The organism is Clostridium estertheticum (assembly GCF_018861295.1).
GTDB classification, from domain to species: Bacteria; Bacillota; Clostridia; order Clostridiales; family Clostridiaceae; genus Clostridium_AD; species Clostridium_AD estertheticum_D.
This window is the reverse complement of record NZ_JAHLDM010000024.1, coordinates 54905-72775: the sequence shown is the minus strand read 5'-3', so window position 1 is coordinate 72775 and position 17871 is coordinate 54905. Positions and strand designations below refer to the sequence as shown.

The following is a 17871-nucleotide window of genomic DNA, read 5'->3' as shown; positions in this document are numbered from 1 at the left end:
ATATATTAAAGTAACTATGAGGGTATAGGCTAGTTATAGGTATATAAGAAATGTCGTGAAGTTAATATTTTCATGACATTCTGTTTTTTCATCCCCATTATATTAAAGAGTTGAATGCTTCAATTGTTGGATCTAAACAATTTTTATATGAAATCTATATTATTAATAGTATGATTATGTAAATATATTTTTTTATGTTTGTTAAATATACGAGATGAATCAATCAATCCAAAAATCGGGGGATTTTATGAAAAATAAAAAAGTTATTAATATTCTATTGGGCTTACTAATTATCATTTTTTCTTATTTACTTTGCAATAAAAATAGGTAGTAGTGATAAAAAAGCTACTGGAGTTTATTTTGTTTGGTTATTCCGTTAGGCTATCTATTTTTCGCTTTGATTGGAACATTTATTGGGGACTTTATTCTTAAACACAGAAAAAAGGCTTGTTAAATAACCTTTTTTAGCTACGTAATCGTAAAAATATAGTTAATTAGTAGGGGGAAGGATTATGAAGTCAATGATATGTAAAAACCCAGTAATATCGGTAGTTGTTATAAATATAATTACTTTAATTATGTGTATGTATGCAATAAGTGAAAGGGCATATGCATTTACAATGTTAATAATAGTCGTAGCCATTGTAAATAGACGAATTATTGAGAATGGACAAAATATTGATAAACAAAAGAAAACTACACTGCTTATTAGTTTCTTTTTAATAGTGATTATTCAATTTGCTTATGCTATGTATAAGATATACGCAAATCATTAATGCGTTATAATATACAATATTCTTTTATGTCGACATAAGTACCTCCCAGATCATCAGATGTGAGGGGGTAGTATATAATGTGTTAATATCAACAAATGACGTGAAATTGTTTATATCCAATTTAAAGTAATTCTAGTATAATTATCTAGATATATTAATTTAAAATAAGGAGATGATGCTATGACAACAACGGCAACCATTTTATTAACTATATTTAATTTTTTTGCTATAATCGTTTTTATAAGTCTAATTTCAAGTAAATTTAGTAATTATGTAATTAATAATTTTAATATTACAAATAGTACTATGGAGAATATTAAACAAATATTAATCAAATTTAACCTTGTAGTTGTATGTTTAAGTGTTCTCTTTTCACAGATGCTAATTTCTAAAGAATTCCCTATAATAAAGTTTATTGTAATGGGTATAATTCTTGTTGTAGATGGCATATGTGTAATCTGTTTATCTACTTATTCAAAAGTACAAAAGAAATTAAATAATTAAGTTACATAGCCAGAGTTCGTTTTATATCCGATACGCGAACTCTAGCTATATGACTAGTTCCCATGACCTCTATATAAAATAGTTTGTTTCAAAATAGGATAATATGTCGTCACTAGTCTCTCCCTATCTAATGATATGGTGAGACTATGTTTAGTGTGTATTGATATTCTGAATGTAACACAATACCAATTGAGTTACTTTCACTTTGAGGCTATTCCACATTTACAAATAATTTTTAATATACTCAATTTATGGTAATTATGGTATGATTATATACATATTGTTAGTCGTAATGGAAGGGAGATATTTTGATGAAGTTAATAACAGGGATTATTTTAATTGCCATTATGGTTGGAGGATTTTCATTGAGTTTGATTATTTTAAAAAAAAAATCAGCAAAAGTAACATTAACAAAAATTATTTTTTTTGCTGTTTTAGTTGGGATAATTTCTGGAAGTGTTTTTACAGATATTCCTTTATGGGGATATGTAATTATGGGCGGAATTGTGGGTCCAATATCATATATTATATACATATCTGATAATAAAAAAATAAATTAATTTAATATATAATATTCATATACGGGGGATAAAGAACATAGCTGTGCCTTACTGAAAATTCAATTCCTTATATTGTTAAATTTAAATATATATCGTGGGTTTTCTGCTTTCGTGACCTGACTGGGCACTATATTGTTCAAACTATGATTCAATACAATACAATTTACTTATGGATCAACAGTTTTTTTTGCTTCAATATTACCTTATTTATTAAAAATATAACTATAGAGTATTGAAGGAGCAGTCATAAAAAATAAATCCAAGAAGAAGAGCTCTGCAGGTCAGTTTATTTTTTATCAATGCTCCTAGTCCCATGGGTATTCATTTGCAGCCAATGAAGCTTTGGACAATCTTACTCAAAGAATCTCCATTTCGTTCATTCTTCGCTTCATTACAATTCTTTCAGTAAACTAGTCCAAAGCAAAAAAAATAATTACCCCTTCTCCCAGGGGTAACATTTTTTACAGTGATTATTATTAAATATATTACATTCATGATCCCAAATATATCATATAAATATATATATTCAAGTCTACAATTGCTTAGTTAAATTTAACTAAATGCTTAACAACCAATATATAGCTTAAAACAAACTCAATATTTTTTGTGTCTTTATACATCATAGGTAGCATACTGATAGGGTGCCGATTTTGTTGCTGTTTCTCCATGAATTTAGTCCTTTCAAGTGATGTGTTTTTTATAAGATAGTACCACAAAAATGATATATTCGAAATTTTAATCGCTTAATAATCTATATAAATCAATGCTTTATTTAATATATAAAGGTAATGATTTATGGAAAATTGTGTATTAAGTTATGACGCAGTATATGAATAAGTCGTCACAAGTAAAAATGTCATAACCGTTTATTGTTTATGGCATTTAATACTTAAATATGAACTAAGTTATAGCTCTGTAAATCCAATTTTTTTATAAAGATTAACTGCGCCTACATTTCTAGGGTGTACATTTAAAGTCAAGTTCTCATATCCTAATTTCAATAATACGTTTATACTATTTTTTAAAAGACTACTTGCCATACCTAAATTCATATATTTCTTTTTTGTAAATAATTCTGAAACTAATGGGTTACCTTCATACAAATTGATAAGAATTGCTGACGCAATTTCTGTGTTTTGCTTAATTTGAAATGAAGCGTCCGAAATAAACATACCAAAAGTACCGTCCACAACGCTATGAATTTCTTCATTTAAATCCTCTAAAGTTTCATCTTCGAAGTCTTCTGTGTCTCTAAATGCATCTAACATAGAATTTGATAAGCCACTTATATCGCCAGTACTTATCCCATCAAAGGCATAAAATAGAACAGTACCAAAATAATTTTAATATTAATTTCATAAAACCTCAAACTTTTCTCACATTTTCCTTGTATTATTATATTAAGCAATTAATAACATAAGTTGATTCAAACTTGGTTCTAATTATATTATTATGTGATCATTGGTAAAATAATAAAAAAATGAGGGTGTTAAATTAATGAAAATTTTAAAAAGAATTATGATGATGGGGTTTATCGCATTGATAGTTATGCTGACAAAACCAGTTATGGCACTAGAATTAAGTAGTTTTACTGACGTACCAAATTTCTCTGTGGTAATAGGAGAGAATATGTATAATTTAGATTATGCAAATGATCCAACTAATGAAAGTCTTATTAGTGCAGCAATAGTTAAAAATAAAGGTGATGTTTTTGTAAAAACAGATGATAGTGGTTGGATAAAAAACAGCGATGGGACAAAAGTGAGTAAGGACTCTGTAGATGTCTCGACTATTAAATTTAATAATGGTGCTGCTATAACTACTGCAGTAAAAGTCTTGGATACACCAGAAATTGTAGCTGAAATGGAAAAAGCTCGAAGTCTTGCTGGAGATGATAAATCGCTTCTTTTAACTCAGCTCCTTCAGTCTCGAGACTTAGATGTAAATGGCGTTCCTACAGTGGCTCCTCCAGTCCACATAGCGGAAGGTTCTGAGGTACCTACTGAACCGACTAAGCTATTCGATAATCTCTATTATGTAGGAGGAACTAACGTAGGTAGTTTCATAATAACAACCACAGACGGATACATTATGATTGATGCAGGGTATGACTATAGCCCTGAAACAATGATTCTTCCAGGCATGAAGAAGTTAGGGTTGGATCCTGCAAAGATTAAGTATATTCTAATTACTCATGCTGGTCCTGATCATGTTGGAGGTGCGAAGTACTTCCAGGATAACTACGGAACAAAAATCGTAATGAGTCAAGAAGAATGGGCTGTTGCACCTACTAAAAAAGATGCCAATGGTGTAAATACGTGGCCAACGCAGGACATAATTGGTACTGATGGACAAAAACTGACTCTAGGGGATACAGCTATTACTATAGTTAAAACTCCAAGACAAGTTAATGGTGGTGGTCTCTCATATATTGCACCAGTATTTGATAATGGAGAGCCTCACATGTTTGCGACATACGGAAATACGAACGTTGTCGGAACACTTGCAGATAAAGTGGTTTATAGGGATTCTATAAAGCACTTCCTCTCATACACAGATAATGCTAAAGTAGATGTGGTTATTAGTGATCATCCTTTTGCGGACGGATCGCTTGAAAAAATGGAAGAACTTCGAAATCTCAAACCAGGTGAACCAAACCCATTTGTGCTCGGTCAGGAAAGATCCAGACGCTTTTTCGAACTCTTAGATCAGTGTGCAGTAATATTGACAGGCCGTCAAGCAGCTGGATTAGATGAAACTGGAACTAAACGTATAGACAATACCTCGTCTAAGTAAAATCATGGTTATTTATAGCTAATATAAAACCTGCACCCAAAAAAATTCCCAGTTTAAAACGCTGGGAATTTTTTTGGGTGCAGGGTTAATGCTTTTTAGCAACCAACAATTTGAAACTATAGCAGATTATTGAGAACATAATTTGATTACATTTTTTAGGCTGTGTATCTGGCCCCATTGTAATCACAAATCAAAGGGATTGTTACAAATTTGCACAATCGACCTCTTTTGATGATTTACTATACTTTATAAAAATTATATTATTGCTATAGACACTCCAAAACAAATTTTTTATATTAAATAAAAAACTTACTAATGGATTCTATAATCAAACTAAAATTTTAAATTAAAAGGAGATAGACTAATTATGGTAAATTACGAAAGAATTAAAACATTAAAACCTGAAGGAATTGAAAATAAAAAAGCATATCTAATTGGAGGAGGTATCGCTTCATTAGCAGCCGCTGAATACCTAATCCGTGATGGTCATATGGACGGTAAAAATATAACTATTTTAGAACAAAAAAATATTCTCGGTGGTTCTATGGACGGTGCTGGAAATGCAAAAGATGGATATGTTGCACTTGGCGGAAGAGAAATGGAAGAGCATTATGAATGTATGTGGGATTTATTCGGGAAAGTACCATCATTAGAAGAACCTGGACGATATGTTTTAGATGAATTTAGAGAATTAAATAATGCTGATCCTAACTACTCTAATTGTCGTGCTATTGCTAACCGTGGAGAAAAGCTTGATTTTTCAACTCTTGGACTAGCACAAAACCATGTTAAACAACTTACTAAATTATTTCTTGCAACCGAAGATTCTTTAGGTGCAATTACTGTTGAACAATTTTTCGATGCTTCATTCTTGGAAACTGATTTTTGGTTATATTGGAGAAGTATGTTTGCATTTGAAAATTGGCACGCTCTTGTTGAAATGAAACGTTATATGCATCGTTTTATACATCTAATGCCAGGAATGAATAAAATGGAAGGATTAGTTTTCACTAAATATAATCAATACGATTCAATGATTCTTCCACTAAAAAAATTGTTAGAATCACAGGGAGTAGTATTAGACTTAAATACAAAAGTAACTGATTTGGATATAGATATAACTGCAGATAAAAAAACAGTTACAGGAATTCGGTTAACTTGTAATGGAAAAAAAGAAGAACTTATTAAAACTACAGAAAATGATTTAGTATTCTTTACTAATGGATCCATGACTGAAAATGCTACACTTGGAAATATGGATAAAGCACCTATACTCGATAGAAGCGAAGGTGCATGCTGGAGTCTATGGAAAAAAATAGCTAAAAAAGATGATTCATTCGGAAACCCAGAAGTATTCTGTAGTGATATTGATAAAACTACATGGGAATCATATACAATAACTGCTAAAGGTCCTAAAATGAGAAAACTTATGGAGAAATTTGCGCAAAGAGAGTTCGCTCCACATCAAACTGCAACAGGCGGAATAATAACAATTAAAGACTCAAACTGGTTATTAAGTGTTACTGTTAATAGACAACCTCAATTTACTAATCAACCTGATGATGTTATAGTTATATGGGCATATGCTTTATTCCCTAACAATGAAGGTGATTTCATTAAAAAGAAAATGAGCGAATGTAATGGCAGAGAATTATTACAAGAACTGTTATATCATTTAGGAATTGATGAAAAAGATATGGATGAATATATTGATACAACAATTGTAATTCCATCTATCATGCCTTATATTACAAGTCAATTTATGCCTCGTGTTAAAGGAGATAGACCAGAAGTTGTACCTGTTGGTAGTACAAACCTTGCATTTCTAGGCCAATTTGCAGAAGTTAAAGGTGATTGTGTATTTACTGTTGAATATTCAGTTCGTTCTGCTATTATGGCTGTATATACTTTACTTGGACTTGAAAAAAATCCACCTGAAATATATCCTAGCCAATATGATGTACGTATTGTTGCTAAAGCAACTAAAGCACTGTATAGTGGAAGACCATTACCTGCTGAAGGAATTATTAAAAAACTATTAAGCAATACAAGTTTAGAAGGCTTAATTTAAGCTTATTTGAAATATTAAGAACAAAAAGCTATGAAATATGAGTTTAAAAACTTAATTTCATAGCTTTTATATATAATACTATTAAGGCATTTTGATTCCTAGTAAAGCTTTATGGGTATCTCCACTTATTATTTTATTAAGATTCTCAATGATTTGCTCTGGATTTTCTATCATATTTTTTCTTATCCATTCAAGTAATAAACCAACAAGAGCAACCTTATAAAAATTTACTACAAATTCCTTTCTTTTTTCAGAAACTTCTTTGCCTAAGGTAATTTCATCTACAACATTTAAGACTAGCTTGTACACTGCACTGTATAAGTGAGTTTCTAATTTGTCTCGACCAATTGAGCTATAAGTATTTAGCACCATTTTGCGATTTGCACTCAAATAATAAAATATTCTCAAAAACCCCTCTTGCCATGTCTTATAGGTTTTATTTTCTTCCATTACATTTGAAACTTCATTTTTAAAAATCCATTCTAAAAGTGCATATATATCTTGAAAGTGATAATAAAATGTACGACGATTTACATTACACACTGTAACAATATTATTAACTGTAATTTTAGCTAAAGGAGTAGTATTCATTAAATTTTTTAATGATTGTGCTAAAGCTTGTTTAGTGATATCTGACATACTTTTTGCCTCCTTTTGTGAAATATATATACATTATATTTTGAATATAATATTTAGTCAATTTTTAATATATTAGAAACTAAAAGCTCCAAGTTTATTTTCACTGATTGCAAGCTCAAAAGCTTTTAGTTAGGAGTTACTGAAGTATATTCATATTAGGGTTGCGTGGCTAATTAGGTTTGTTATATAATTATAGTCGATAATACTTGGTAAGATATTTTAGATGAGTATGAAATGCTAAAATAGAAAATGCGGATAACTTTAGAAAAATATTTAAAATATACTAAAGAATAGAGAGAAAAGGTGATATAAATGAAAGATTATTATGAAATATTAGAACTAACCGCGCTGGCTTCAAAAGAAGATATAAAAAGGGCTTACTTTAAGAGCGTAAGGAAATATCCACCAGATAGATTTGAAGTTGAATTTATGAATATTAGAAAAGCTTATGAAATTTTAAGTAACGAAAAAACTAGAAAGCAGTATGATGCAATAAATAATTTAGATTCTGATGTGAAAGAAAATTATAGCTTAGCAAGAACCTATATGGAAGAAGAGAAATTAAACAAAGCAATTAAAATTCTTCAAGAGATGCAGAAAGAAGATTCAAAATCGCTAATAGTAAAAGTATTGCTAGCAGAAGTCTATTTAAAAAATAGTAACAGTGGTAAAGCTTTGACAGTATATGAAGAATTAACTTTGGAGGAACCGGAAAACTCAGCATTTGCAGGATATTTAGCTAATGCTTATTTAAACAGAGGTTGGCATAAAAAGGCTATTTTAGCCTACAATAAGGCAATAGAACTTGATAGTGACAATATTTCCTTGTGGCTTGGCTTAAGTGAAGCTTATGTAGAAAGTAATGAATATCTGAATGCTAGAAATGTTTTAGAAAAGGCCTTAGAGGTAGTCACTGATATAAAGGATAATACAATAATATATCTAGAGCTAATAACGATTGATATGAACTTTGAAATGTTTTCCTCAATACATAAACCTATAGATAAGTTGGCAGAGATTGCAATAAATAATGATGAAATAAAAGAGAATATAACCTCAACATTATCTGAACTAGCATCTTATTTAATGCAAATGGAAAAAATGGAAGATGCTAAAAATATAATAGAGAAGGCAGCAAAGATTTTACCAGAAGATAAAGATGTATTACGGATTAAAAATGAAATTGAAACCTATATGATACATATAGATGATTTTCATAAACTGGAAGCAAATAAAAAAATAAACCATGAGATTGTTTCTCTTATTGCCTTCGATGTACTTCCAAATAATGAATTAGGAATGCACGATGAAGAAGAAAAAGAAGCAATGAGTTATTTTCAGGAGTATACAGTATTATATAATTATGATATCTATAAAACTTCTATTAAAAAACTAGAAAAGGATTATCCAGATTTATACGCTTTAAAGGTAGAGTTCTTTAATAAGTTAACTAATAACATTGAAAGAAAAAAGATGCAAGTGGAGTATAAAAAACACTTGGCTAATTATAAACATATAATAAACAGATTTTTTGATGAAGATGATAGTGAAGAAAACGAAGAGAGCCCGAAAGATTATGAGTCACAGGAACCTGAAGTACGAGAGGAACCTAAAATTGGTAGAAATGATCTTTGTCCTTGTGGAAGCGGTAAGAAATATAAGAAATGTTGTGGGAAATAATGACTTTTATCAGAGTATAGATAAAGTAACCAAGTTTTAGTGAGAGTAAAGTATAGGAACTATTGAGGTATATATTTTTATATATTTCAGTAGCTTTTTTGTCGTTAAGGCTAAGTTTATTAAAAGAGATAAGGCAAGCTCTTACGTGGAATATACACAAAACAATTACGAAGGGTTCATTGATGGGTTAAAGGAGCAAATTGTCACATCACATAATAACTTAATTGGAAAAAGGCTAGTTGTATCTTTTGATAATGTGTATTTATCTAAAATAACTAAAGATAGACAAGAAAATTATGATGCTGAACTCCATAAGATAATATGCAGAAATAAAACTAACAGGGAAATATCGGTGAATGATATAGAGGATATAGTCATTATAGATGAGTGGCATAGTTTAGTTTCAGGATTTTAAGAAGATAACATGGAGAGTCGCGAGATGTGGATAGATAAAAAGCTATGACTAGTTAATACTGGCATAGCTTTTTCTCCTTAGATATGTTTCCATTGTTTAAATCTATTAGCATAACATAAAGATTTGCTCTTAAAGATTTAGGTGGATTACTAAAGAAAAGGTCAAATTCATTTTTACTTCCAACAGCTACAGATATTTTTGTAACTGGGGTAAGATCAATACAAGCTATTTGTCCATAAATATTATAAATTGTTTGGGAGGTAACATAAGGTTTAATTAGAATATACCAGTTAGAATACTCCCAGTTAGTAATTTCAAGCATTAAATTAGCAGGTCCATTAATGGTTTTATTTAAACTCCATTCAAAATCACGGGTGTATAAATCGGATAGAATAACCTTAAAAAAATTCTTTTCTTTTTCTACAGTTTGGGTCTGTTTTTTTTCTGTAGAGATCCCTTCTGTTTTATCATCTATGTGTCCAGCTGCTAGCATTAAATCATTATATGTAACTCCGTTGCATGCACCACTAGCAAATTTACTAATTGTATCCGGCGACGGAGGTGATTTTACTAACTTTCGAAGTAATCTTGAGATATGAGCTGCACTTATATTTATTGTATTTGCATATTGGTTAATTGAGCGATCACCTTTAGCTTTTTCTAATAATATAGCAAATGTAACTAGATCAAATTTGCTGTAGTCAGTCATTTAATCACCTCCTTCGTTAAATATTATATCATTTTTCATTGTTTATAGTCAATATAAAATGGAAAATAAATATAATTATTGTAAAAATAGTATTGTAAATATATGCTATACATGATATATTAATTACAGATAATGTAATTAAATGTAAACAATGGGATTCAATATAAAAAATACAATTAAATTAGGAGGGGAAGATTTATATGGGGTTAAATAAATTTGCATTAAAAAATTTAATGGATGAACGATTTAATAGTAGTTATACAAAGCTTTCTAGGGCTATAGGAGTAGATGTAGCACATGTGTATAGAGTTCTTGCTAAGGATAATACTCCAGGTATTAAGTTTTTTAATGGGATAATTAAGTGGTGTACAGATAATCAGTTAGATTATAGAGAATATATTTTTTTACTTAAACCATTAACTGTAGTTAATAAGATAGCAAAAGTGTAGTAAACAAAAACAGATAAAATTCAACTCTGAGATTAGAAAATTGAGTTGGTAGAGCTGTTAAAATTAGAATCATAGGGGGAATAATAATGGCTAAATATAGACAGATTTATACGGAATTTTGGAGTGATACTTTTGTACTTGAACTAGATTCACAGGAAAAACTTTTTTATCTATATCTTCTAACGAATACAAAATCTACGCAGTGCGGGATATACGAGCTATCCCCTAGGCTTATTTCACTAGAAACAGGATGTGACAAAGTGCTTGTGGCTGAACTGCTTAAAAAATTTTGTGATTATAAAAAGATTTTATATAGCGCGGACACTAATGAGATTATGGTATTAAATTGGATTAAATACAATGTTCCAAATAATTCCAACGTCCTTGCGTGTATAAAAAAGGAAGTACAGAAGATCAAAAGTAAAGTATTACTTAAAATATTATATGAAAAATATGAAGCTGCCGGCTTAGATGTAAATAACATTTTCAAAGGCTTTCTTGTAAACGTTATACCGACTGATATAAATGATCTAAGTCCTATGGAGCAAGAACATTCGGAGGATCAAAGTAATAACATAATTATTAAGCCCCTTGATACCCCCTTAGTAGGGGCTACCAAGCATATGCCAAGTAATAGAATAAGAAGTAAAGAAGAAGTAGTAATAAATAAAGAGCAAAGAATAATAAATAAAGAAGAAGTAGAAGAAGTAGAGGCGACAAGTAAAGAATCGTTAGTAACTAAATCAGAAAAACCTGCTGCTACGGCGGTCGGTATAAAAAGTGTAATTAAAATATTTGAAGAAAATATACATGCTATCACACCACTAGTGTATGAAAAAATATTAGATTTTACAAAACACGTAAGTGATGAAGTCATAATTATGGCTATAATAGAGGCCGTTAATTATAATGCAAAAAACATCAAATATATCTCTAAAGTTATCAATAGCTGGATAAGCGAAGGCATAAAAACTGCTAAGGAGGTTGTTACATATCAGAAAAAATGGAATAGTAATAAGAGTAGTAGCAGCATTAATAGTGGATCGCACTCTGTGAAAAGTGGTAGTTTTTGTGACTACGAACAGAGAACATATGATTTTGATCTTTTAGAAAAACAATTACTTGGTCTAGCTTAATAAATTATTGTATTTAGTAAACCTTAAATAAAAAATTAGAAGGTGGTGCTTTAATTATGGAAAAACTAGTTGAAAAGGCTAAAAACGGTGACAGCGAAGCTACAGAACTTATAATTGGAAAGTTCAAATACCTTATATTCAAAGAATCATCAAAATATCATATTCCAGGCTATACCACTGAAGACCTAATTCAACACGGGTATTTGTCAGTAATAAAAGCTATATCATTATATAAACTAGGCAGCAACAGCTTTAACGGGTATTGCATTAATGCTATAAAAATGAACCTTAAAGCTCTTTTAAAAGGAGAAATAAAACATTTTCGCGAAGTCCCTAGCATTAATATGATAGATTTTGATGCAGAGGAGCATTATGAATTTACCTTAGAGGATGAAGTAATTGCATATGATGAGGTTGAAAAATTGTATGTTGCCCTTAATACCCTTGAACCTTTTGAACGTTATATATTAGAGAGATTTTATATTATGGGACACTCTCTAACAGAAATATCAGCTACTTCTGATAAAAGTTATTATAAGTATTCAAGGATTAAGAAAAAAGCCCTAGAAAAATTAAAGGCAATTATGTAGATATATATTTTTTAAAACTCCGCACAAATAAGACAAACATCATATATATTAAGTGAAAACAAAATAAAAGGAGTGATTAAACATGGCAGTTATATCAACAAAGGTATCAAGTATTTTAAAACTTACAATGAAAACAGGTATAGACATCAATGGCAAAGATGAATTTGCAACAAAAAGCCTAGGTAATGTAAAAGTTAATGCAGTGGATGCTGACATTTTCGCAGTAGGACAAGCTATCTCTAAGATCAAAACTTATCCATTGGTTGGGATCGATAGACAAGATCAGTATAGCTTAGTTACAGAAAAGTAAGTTTAAATAAGAAGCTTAAAATCTAAAAACCAAAATTCAACAATTTAAAGGAGGAAAAATTATATGAATAAATTAGTTATGAGATTTTTAACTACTATTGAGGGTAAATATTTTACGCTAAGTGTAGATAACATTAAAGCTGATGATAAGGGACCTACTATAACAGAAGCTGAGGTAAATGCTCTTATGGATTTAGTTATCGCAAAAAACATTTTTCTATCAACTAGTGGTGACTTAACTGGCAAGAAAGATGCTAAAATAGTTACTACTGATACAAATACTATTAAAGTAGCTTAAATAACAGTAATGTAATTCCAAAAACCATAAAAAATCCGGTAAATCATAAAAATATTATGATTACCGGATTCTTTTTGTCTTTCCCGATTTTATAAGTTTTAACTCTTAATACACATCTGATGCTCCATCTTCGCCTTGCTATTAAACAAGCTAATTAACTACTTCTTCTATTGTTAAATCAGTACTCTCTACAATTATATCGATAGATACACCTTTTCGTAAAAGCTTCTTAGCTATTTCTATAGCTTTTTTAATTTCACCTTCTTCCCTACCCTCTTCCCTGCCTTCTTCCCTACCTTCTTCCTTGTAGTGCAATCTTCTAATCTCGTCTATACTCAATTTAAATGCACCTCCATTTTCTTTTTTATATTCTTCATATTGCTTTTCTATCTCTGGGTCTTTAATTAAAAATAAATATTCTAAAAAATCTACTAATGCTTTTATTTGGTCATTATTCTTAACTTTATCGTAACCCTTTAATTTTTCTGCTAACTTTATCAGATATTACCTATTCACTACTATCCTTGTCAAATATATCTTTCTGTATTTCTAGTAGTTCCTTATCTAAGGATTCTGTTCCTAATTTCCAAGCCATTATATCACATTAATTTTTCCTTTACACTATTTTTGATTCATTAAAATATTGTCGTGAAATTGCATTTTTCACAACAAAAAAACTACCCGAATTATATCTCTATAAATTTCAGTAGTTAAGGGAAGTCAAAGCTTCCTTATTTAAATAAATATTATGTAATAATTCTTTTTCTACGTTTAAGAATGAAATACGCAATAAATGTCCCAATCAATCCAATAAGTGTATAAATAAAACAATATGGTAAGCAAGAGGAATTAAAATATGCCAATGCGGGTAAAGTTGGAATTTAGATGTTATCCTTATAGGATTGTCAGAGGATGAAGACACAAAGCCAGTTATAACTACATTCCCTAACCGCTCAAATCACTATTTACTTAATACATAAGGTTATTTCAAGAAGATATTTGTATCTCCAAATTACTTGATAACGCTACTTAAAAATAATCTAAAAAACTACTATCAGTGCTAACACACCTATATTTATAAATAGGTCTACCTACAGTACCATATTCAGTATTCATACTCAATACTTCTTTTTGGAGTAAAAAGCTTAAATATTTACGCATTGATACTCTTGAAATCCCAACGATTTTAGCTATTTCTTCAGTAGAAAAGGATCGCATATTCATGTTTTGAATACGTGTCCAAGTTTTTTTTAATGTATTTTTATCAACACCTTTAGGCAATTGATTTATAATTGGTTTTTCTTTATTTAGAATATGTTGATCTAATTCCTTTTGACAAATTGAATTATTGTTATTCATAAAACTTTGTTTTTCTCTATATGAACATAATGCTTCATTAAACCGCTCAAATTCAAATGGTTTTATCAAATAATCTACAACACCATGTTGAAAAGCTTTTTTTATAGTATACATATCACTTGCAGCACTTACAATGATCACATCAACTTCTTTATTTATTGTTCTTAAATGTTCAAGCAATTTTAATCCATTTATTCCAGGCATAAAAATATCTAAAAGTATGAGGTTGATATCATTTTTTAATAAAATATCCATTGCAGTTTCAAAGCAAGTTGCAATTGCAATGAATTTAAATCCATCAATTTGGCTTAAATATTGTTTGTTAAATTTTGCAACCATTGGATCATCTTCAACAATTAATACTTTAATCAATTAAATCACTCTCTTTCTCATAAGATAAACAAATTTGAAACGTTGTGCCTTCAGCTTTATTAGAAGTAATAGTTATGGTACCGTTTAATTTATCAATGCTATATTTTACTAATGATAATCCTAAACCTCTATTTTCTCCTTTTGTTGAAAATCCTTTAATCAGAATTTTTTCAATATTATCATCTGTTATTCCAATGCCATTGTCACTAATTACAATCTTTAATGTTTTATTATCATAGAACATATCAAAATTAATCAATTTGGGATTTTTAACATTATCAACTGCATCGATAGCATTATCTATAAGATTACCTACTATTGTAATTAACTCATGAGTAACTTCCTGGTCTTTCGGTGCAGGTACATACGAATCTTTAGAAATTGTAAGCGCGATATTCTTTTCTCTTGCAAAGCTAATCTTTCCGAAAATAAATCCCGCAAGAACTGGATCTTTAAAATGTCTTACGACAAAACCCACTTCCATTTGATACTTGGTTGCAATAGTTTTGATATAATCAGAAAGTTCATCATAATATTTCATGTGAATCATTCCTAAAATCACATGAAGTTTATTCATAAATTCATGGGTTTGAGCTCTAAGAGCATTTGCATATAATTTTACTCCAGTTAATTGCTCAGCGAGCATAATTAATTCAGTTTTGTCTCTGAAAGTAGCTATTGCTCCAATTATTTTGTGGTCTACAATTATTGGTATCCGATTTGTCATAATTGTTATTCCATTTAAATCTTGCTCTTGATCTAATTCTGTTTTTCCTGTTATAAGAAGCTCGGGTAATCTTGTATTAGGAATGCACTCATCTACCTTTTTCCTAAAAGGGTTAATATAAATGCCTGCTTTTTGAAATACTCTTGTTGCTTCATTGTTTATAAGAGTAATATATCCTTTATTATCTATAGCAAGTACACCTTCTCTAATCGATTTTAGCATAGCACTTTTTTCTTGAAAAAGTTTGGCAATAGCTAGTGGCTCTAATCCAAACATTGTTTTTTTTATGTTTTTACTTAAAAGTAAAGCTCCTATTATTCCAGCTAATAAACCAAAACCTATACCAAAATAAATTGCGTCCTTACTTTGTTCAACAGTTTGCTCTATTTTATTTAATGATATTCCAACAATAACAATTCCGATTTGTTTGCCGCTACTATTAAATATTGGAACAAACGCTCTAAGAGATTTGCCTAAAGTTCCTACTGCTGTCGAGACATATTCAGAACCGTTAAGAGCCTTATAGAAATCATTTCCAACGATTTTCTTTCCTAGATTTGATTCATCTGGGTGCGATTTTCTGATTCCATTTTTATCTGTTACAACTACAAATTGTACATTAGTTGAATTTGTAATTTTGGTTGTAAATGTCTGAATGGCTTTAGCATTGGAAGAATCATTTAAGCTATTAATTACTACTGGTGAATAGGCTACAATGTGTGCAATATTAAATGCTTTATCTTCTATATTTTTCATTGTTATAAAAGTGATTTTTTCACTTATTAGCACATTAGTAATAATCATCACTACTGAAATAATTACACACACAAATAATGTAATTCTAGTTTGCAATTTCATATGAGCATTAATTTTCATAATTAGTTTTTTCACGAGTTAATCCCCCAAACGGTTTAGATATTTTAAATATAATGTTAGATTGACTAAAAAATTGCTACACATCAAATTAATTATACAGTAAATTAGTTACTTTAGTTACTAAATTATTACAAAAGTTTAATAAACTGTTAAATTAGTAGCTATACCTTTATTATAAAAAGTAACATAACTTAAACAAAATTATTAGGGGGGGATTGTGTTGGAAGTAAACGTTAACAAATCAAATGCTAAAATAAGTCTATTTTCAAAAATCATTAATTTTAGAATAGGTGAAATACCTATACCGTTATTTATTGTAATAGCAGCTATAATTTATCTTGCCTGTATCAATAAAGTGTTACCCGTAGATATGATCGGTGGATTTGCAGTAATAATAATTATGGGATTATTACTTGGACAGATTGGATCTTCAGTTCCAATTCTAAAGAATATAGGTGGACCAGCAATCTGTACTATATTCATACCATCAGCAATGGTATATTATAAACTATTGAATCCAACAGCTATAAAAGCTATTACAGCACTTATGAAAACTTCAAATTTCTTATACTTATATATTTCTGTTCTTGTAGTTGGAAGTATACTTGGTATGAATAGGAAAGTTATGATAAAAGGATTTGTAAGAATGTTTGTTCCTTTGATAATAGGAACAATATGTGCTGTCCTAGGTGGAATGATTGTAGGTTTATTATTTGGATATACTCCATATAAATCATTTTTCTATGTAATTGCTCCAATTATATCAGGAGGTATAGGAGAAGGTATTTTGCCACTTTCTATGGGATATTCTCAAGTGCTTACAACTAGCCAAGATGCTTTTATTGCTCAACTTGTTCCAGCAGCAATGATTGGAAATGTAATTGCTATAATAATATCCGGTATTTTAATGCGTATAGCTAAAAAGAAACCTGAACTTACAGGCAATGGAGTACTTGTAAAGACTGGTGATGATCAAGAAATGCTTAAAGCTAAAATAGAAGAAAAACCAATTGATTTTCAACTTATGGGTGCTGGATTTCTTGTTGCATGTACTTTCTTCATATTTGGTACGTTTTTAAGTAAATTCATTGGTATCCCTGGTGCAATAATAATGATATTTAGTGCTGCAATTGCTAAATATTTTAAATTATTACCAAAACATATAGAGTTAGGGGCAAGTCAAGTATATAAACAAGTAAGTAAAACCCTTACTTGGCCTTTACTAATAGGAGTTGGTGTTGTTTATACTCCATGGAGTAGTTTAATAGCAACAGTAACCGTCGGATATGTTGCTATTTGTATTGCAGCTGTTGCATCAATGGTTACATCAGGCTTTTATATTGGAAAACTTATGAATATGTATCCAATTGAATCAGCACTTGTTACATCATGTCACAGCGGTCTAGGGGGAACTGGAGACGTTGCAATATTGTCTGGCGCAAATCGTATGGAATTAATGCCATTTTCACAAGTATCTACAAGACTTGGTGGTGCTGCTACAGTTGTATTAGCAGTTATATTGTTAAAGCTATTTGTTTAAATAATTAGCTCATATTGTTTTAGTGTGAAAAATATAGTAGTAGATAGTGAATTTAACAACTTATA

At 29.8% G+C, this 17871-nt stretch carries 19 protein-coding genes; 13 read left to right on the top strand and 6 right to left on the bottom strand.

Going from position 1 to position 17871, the window contains the following annotated elements; genetic code table 11:
* Nucleotides 1-512 precede the first annotated feature (512 nt).
* From KPL54_RS19705 to KPL54_RS19695, 3 genes are all read left to right on the top strand, one after another.
* Nucleotides 513-776, top strand: a complete 264-nt coding sequence (locus KPL54_RS19705; protein ID WP_216108245.1) for a hypothetical protein — start codon at nucleotides 513-515, stop codon at nucleotides 774-776.
* 180 nt (nucleotides 777-956) lie between these two features.
* On the top strand, nucleotides 957-1280 hold the full coding sequence (locus KPL54_RS19700) for a hypothetical protein (RefSeq protein WP_216108244.1): 324 nt from the start codon (nucleotides 957-959) through the stop codon (nucleotides 1278-1280).
* Between the two features lie 311 nt (nucleotides 1281-1591).
* Nucleotides 1592-1840: a hypothetical protein gene (locus KPL54_RS19695; protein WP_216108243.1), complete on the top strand. Its 249-nt coding sequence runs from the start codon at nucleotides 1592-1594 to the stop codon at nucleotides 1838-1840.
* A gap of 905 nt (nucleotides 1841-2745) precedes the next feature.
* Here the strand turns inward: KPL54_RS19695 and KPL54_RS19690 are convergent.
* Entirely contained in the window at nucleotides 2746-3108 is a 363-nt protein-coding gene (locus KPL54_RS19690) for a GNAT family N-acetyltransferase (protein ID WP_216108242.1), read from the bottom strand.
* 229 nt (nucleotides 3109-3337) lie between these two features.
* On the opposite strand from KPL54_RS19690, the gene KPL54_RS19685 reads away from it, so the two are divergent.
* Both KPL54_RS19685 and KPL54_RS19680 read left to right on the top strand, forming a co-directional pair.
* The gene (locus tag KPL54_RS19685) at nucleotides 3338-4636 is read left to right on the top strand and encodes an MBL fold metallo-hydrolase (RefSeq protein ID WP_216108241.1); all 1299 of its coding nucleotides are present in this window, start codon (nucleotides 3338-3340) and stop codon (nucleotides 4634-4636) included.
* 367 nt (nucleotides 4637-5003) lie between these two features.
* Entirely contained in the window at nucleotides 5004-6707 is a 1704-nt protein-coding gene (locus KPL54_RS19680) for an oleate hydratase (RefSeq protein WP_216108240.1), read from the top strand.
* An 81-nt stretch (nucleotides 6708-6788) separates the two neighbouring features.
* On the opposite strand, the gene KPL54_RS19675 is transcribed toward KPL54_RS19680, so the two are convergent.
* On the bottom strand, nucleotides 6789-7346 hold the full coding sequence (locus tag KPL54_RS19675) for a TetR/AcrR family transcriptional regulator (RefSeq protein ID WP_216108239.1): 558 nt from the start codon (nucleotides 7344-7346) through the stop codon (nucleotides 6789-6791).
* 312 nt (nucleotides 7347-7658) lie between these two features.
* On the opposite strand from KPL54_RS19675, the gene KPL54_RS19670 reads away from it, so the two are divergent.
* Together KPL54_RS19670 and KPL54_RS19665 are read left to right on the top strand one after the other, a co-directional pair.
* Nucleotides 7659-9026, top strand: coding sequence for a tetratricopeptide repeat protein (locus KPL54_RS19670; RefSeq protein ID WP_216108238.1), 1368 nt, complete (start codon nucleotides 7659-7661; stop codon nucleotides 9024-9026).
* A gap of 145 nt (nucleotides 9027-9171) precedes the next feature.
* Nucleotides 9172-9441, top strand: coding sequence for a hypothetical protein (locus KPL54_RS19665; protein ID WP_216108237.1), 270 nt, complete (start codon nucleotides 9172-9174; stop codon nucleotides 9439-9441).
* Between the two features lie 52 nt (nucleotides 9442-9493).
* On the opposite strand, the gene KPL54_RS19660 is transcribed toward KPL54_RS19665, so the two are convergent.
* Nucleotides 9494-10150: a hypothetical protein gene (locus KPL54_RS19660; RefSeq protein WP_216108236.1), complete on the bottom strand. Its 657-nt coding sequence runs from the start codon at nucleotides 10148-10150 to the stop codon at nucleotides 9494-9496.
* A 200-nt stretch (nucleotides 10151-10350) separates the two neighbouring features.
* On the opposite strand from KPL54_RS19660, the gene KPL54_RS19655 reads away from it, so the two are divergent.
* The 5 genes from KPL54_RS19655 to KPL54_RS19635 all read left to right on the top strand — a co-directional run bounded on the left by KPL54_RS19655 (nucleotide 10351) and on the right by KPL54_RS19635 (nucleotide 12932).
* Entirely contained in the window at nucleotides 10351-10599 is a 249-nt protein-coding gene (locus KPL54_RS19655) for a hypothetical protein (protein ID WP_216108234.1), read from the top strand.
* A gap of 86 nt (nucleotides 10600-10685) precedes the next feature.
* A complete protein-coding gene (locus KPL54_RS19650) occupies nucleotides 10686-11735 on the top strand; it encodes a DnaD domain-containing protein (protein ID WP_216108233.1) in 1050 nt (349 codons plus the stop codon).
* 56 nt (nucleotides 11736-11791) lie between these two features.
* Complete coding sequence (locus KPL54_RS19645; RefSeq protein ID WP_216108232.1) at nucleotides 11792-12325, top strand: sigma-70 family RNA polymerase sigma factor; 534 nt, start codon at nucleotides 11792-11794, stop codon at nucleotides 12323-12325.
* 82 nt (nucleotides 12326-12407) lie between these two features.
* Nucleotides 12408-12635 carry a DUF1659 domain-containing protein gene (locus KPL54_RS19640; RefSeq protein ID WP_216108230.1) on the top strand — a complete coding sequence of 76 codons (228 nt, stop codon included), beginning with the start codon at nucleotides 12408-12410 and terminating at the stop codon, nucleotides 12633-12635.
* 63 nt (nucleotides 12636-12698) lie between these two features.
* A complete protein-coding gene (locus tag KPL54_RS19635) occupies nucleotides 12699-12932 on the top strand; it encodes a DUF2922 domain-containing protein (RefSeq protein WP_216108229.1) in 234 nt (77 codons plus the stop codon).
* 150 nt (nucleotides 12933-13082) lie between these two features.
* On the opposite strand, the gene KPL54_RS19630 is transcribed toward KPL54_RS19635, so the two are convergent.
* The 3 genes from KPL54_RS19630 to dcuS form a co-directional block, all read right to left on the bottom strand.
* On the bottom strand, nucleotides 13083-13271 hold the full coding sequence (locus KPL54_RS19630; protein WP_216108227.1) for a hypothetical protein: 189 nt from the start codon (nucleotides 13269-13271) through the stop codon (nucleotides 13083-13085).
* Between the two features lie 690 nt (nucleotides 13272-13961).
* Nucleotides 13962-14663: a response regulator gene (locus KPL54_RS19625; RefSeq protein WP_216108226.1), complete on the bottom strand. Its 702-nt coding sequence runs from the start codon at nucleotides 14661-14663 to the stop codon at nucleotides 13962-13964.
* A complete protein-coding gene (dcuS, locus tag KPL54_RS19620; protein WP_268038000.1) occupies nucleotides 14656-16281 on the bottom strand; it encodes a DcuS/MalK family sensor histidine kinase in 1626 nt (541 codons plus the stop codon). The genes KPL54_RS19625 and dcuS overlap by 8 nt, the downstream gene beginning before the upstream one ends.
* Nucleotides 16282-16483: 202 nt before the next feature.
* On the opposite strand from dcuS, the gene KPL54_RS19615 reads away from it, so the two are divergent.
* On the top strand, nucleotides 16484-17806 hold the full coding sequence (locus tag KPL54_RS19615) for a 2-hydroxycarboxylate transporter family protein (RefSeq protein WP_375373005.1): 1323 nt from the start codon (nucleotides 16484-16486) through the stop codon (nucleotides 17804-17806).
* Nucleotides 17807-17871 lie beyond the last annotated feature (65 nt).

What these genes read in the sequence shown, in the direction of transcription:
- KPL54_RS19705 (WP_216108245.1), top strand. Translation starts at nt 513, where the DNA reads ATGAAGTCAATGATATGTAAAAACCCAGTAATATCGGTAGTTGTTATA.
- KPL54_RS19700 (WP_216108244.1), top strand. Translation starts at nt 957, where the DNA reads ATGACAACAACGGCAACCATTTTATTAACTATATTTAATTTTTTTGCT.
- KPL54_RS19695 (WP_216108243.1), top strand. Translation starts at nt 1,592, where the DNA reads ATGAAGTTAATAACAGGGATTATTTTAATTGCCATTATGGTTGGAGGA.
- KPL54_RS19690 (WP_216108242.1), bottom strand. Translation starts at nt 3,108, where the DNA reads ATGTTAGATGCATTTAGAGACACAGAAGACTTCGAAGATGAAACTTTA.
- KPL54_RS19685 (WP_216108241.1), top strand. Translation starts at nt 3,338, where the DNA reads ATGAAAATTTTAAAAAGAATTATGATGATGGGGTTTATCGCATTGATA.
- KPL54_RS19680 (WP_216108240.1), top strand. Translation starts at nt 5,004, where the DNA reads ATGGTAAATTACGAAAGAATTAAAACATTAAAACCTGAAGGAATTGAA.
- KPL54_RS19675 (WP_216108239.1), bottom strand. Translation starts at nt 7,346, where the DNA reads ATGTCAGATATCACTAAACAAGCTTTAGCACAATCATTAAAAAATTTA.
- KPL54_RS19670 (WP_216108238.1), top strand. Translation starts at nt 7,659, where the DNA reads ATGAAAGATTATTATGAAATATTAGAACTAACCGCGCTGGCTTCAAAA.
- KPL54_RS19660 (WP_216108236.1), bottom strand. Translation starts at nt 10,150, where the DNA reads ATGACTGACTACAGCAAATTTGATCTAGTTACATTTGCTATATTATTA.
- KPL54_RS19655 (WP_216108234.1), top strand. Translation starts at nt 10,351, where the DNA reads ATGGGGTTAAATAAATTTGCATTAAAAAATTTAATGGATGAACGATTT.
- KPL54_RS19650 (WP_216108233.1), top strand. Translation starts at nt 10,686, where the DNA reads ATGGCTAAATATAGACAGATTTATACGGAATTTTGGAGTGATACTTTT.
- KPL54_RS19645 (WP_216108232.1), top strand. Translation starts at nt 11,792, where the DNA reads ATGGAAAAACTAGTTGAAAAGGCTAAAAACGGTGACAGCGAAGCTACA.
- KPL54_RS19640 (WP_216108230.1), top strand. Translation starts at nt 12,408, where the DNA reads ATGGCAGTTATATCAACAAAGGTATCAAGTATTTTAAAACTTACAATG.
- KPL54_RS19635 (WP_216108229.1), top strand. Translation starts at nt 12,699, where the DNA reads ATGAATAAATTAGTTATGAGATTTTTAACTACTATTGAGGGTAAATAT.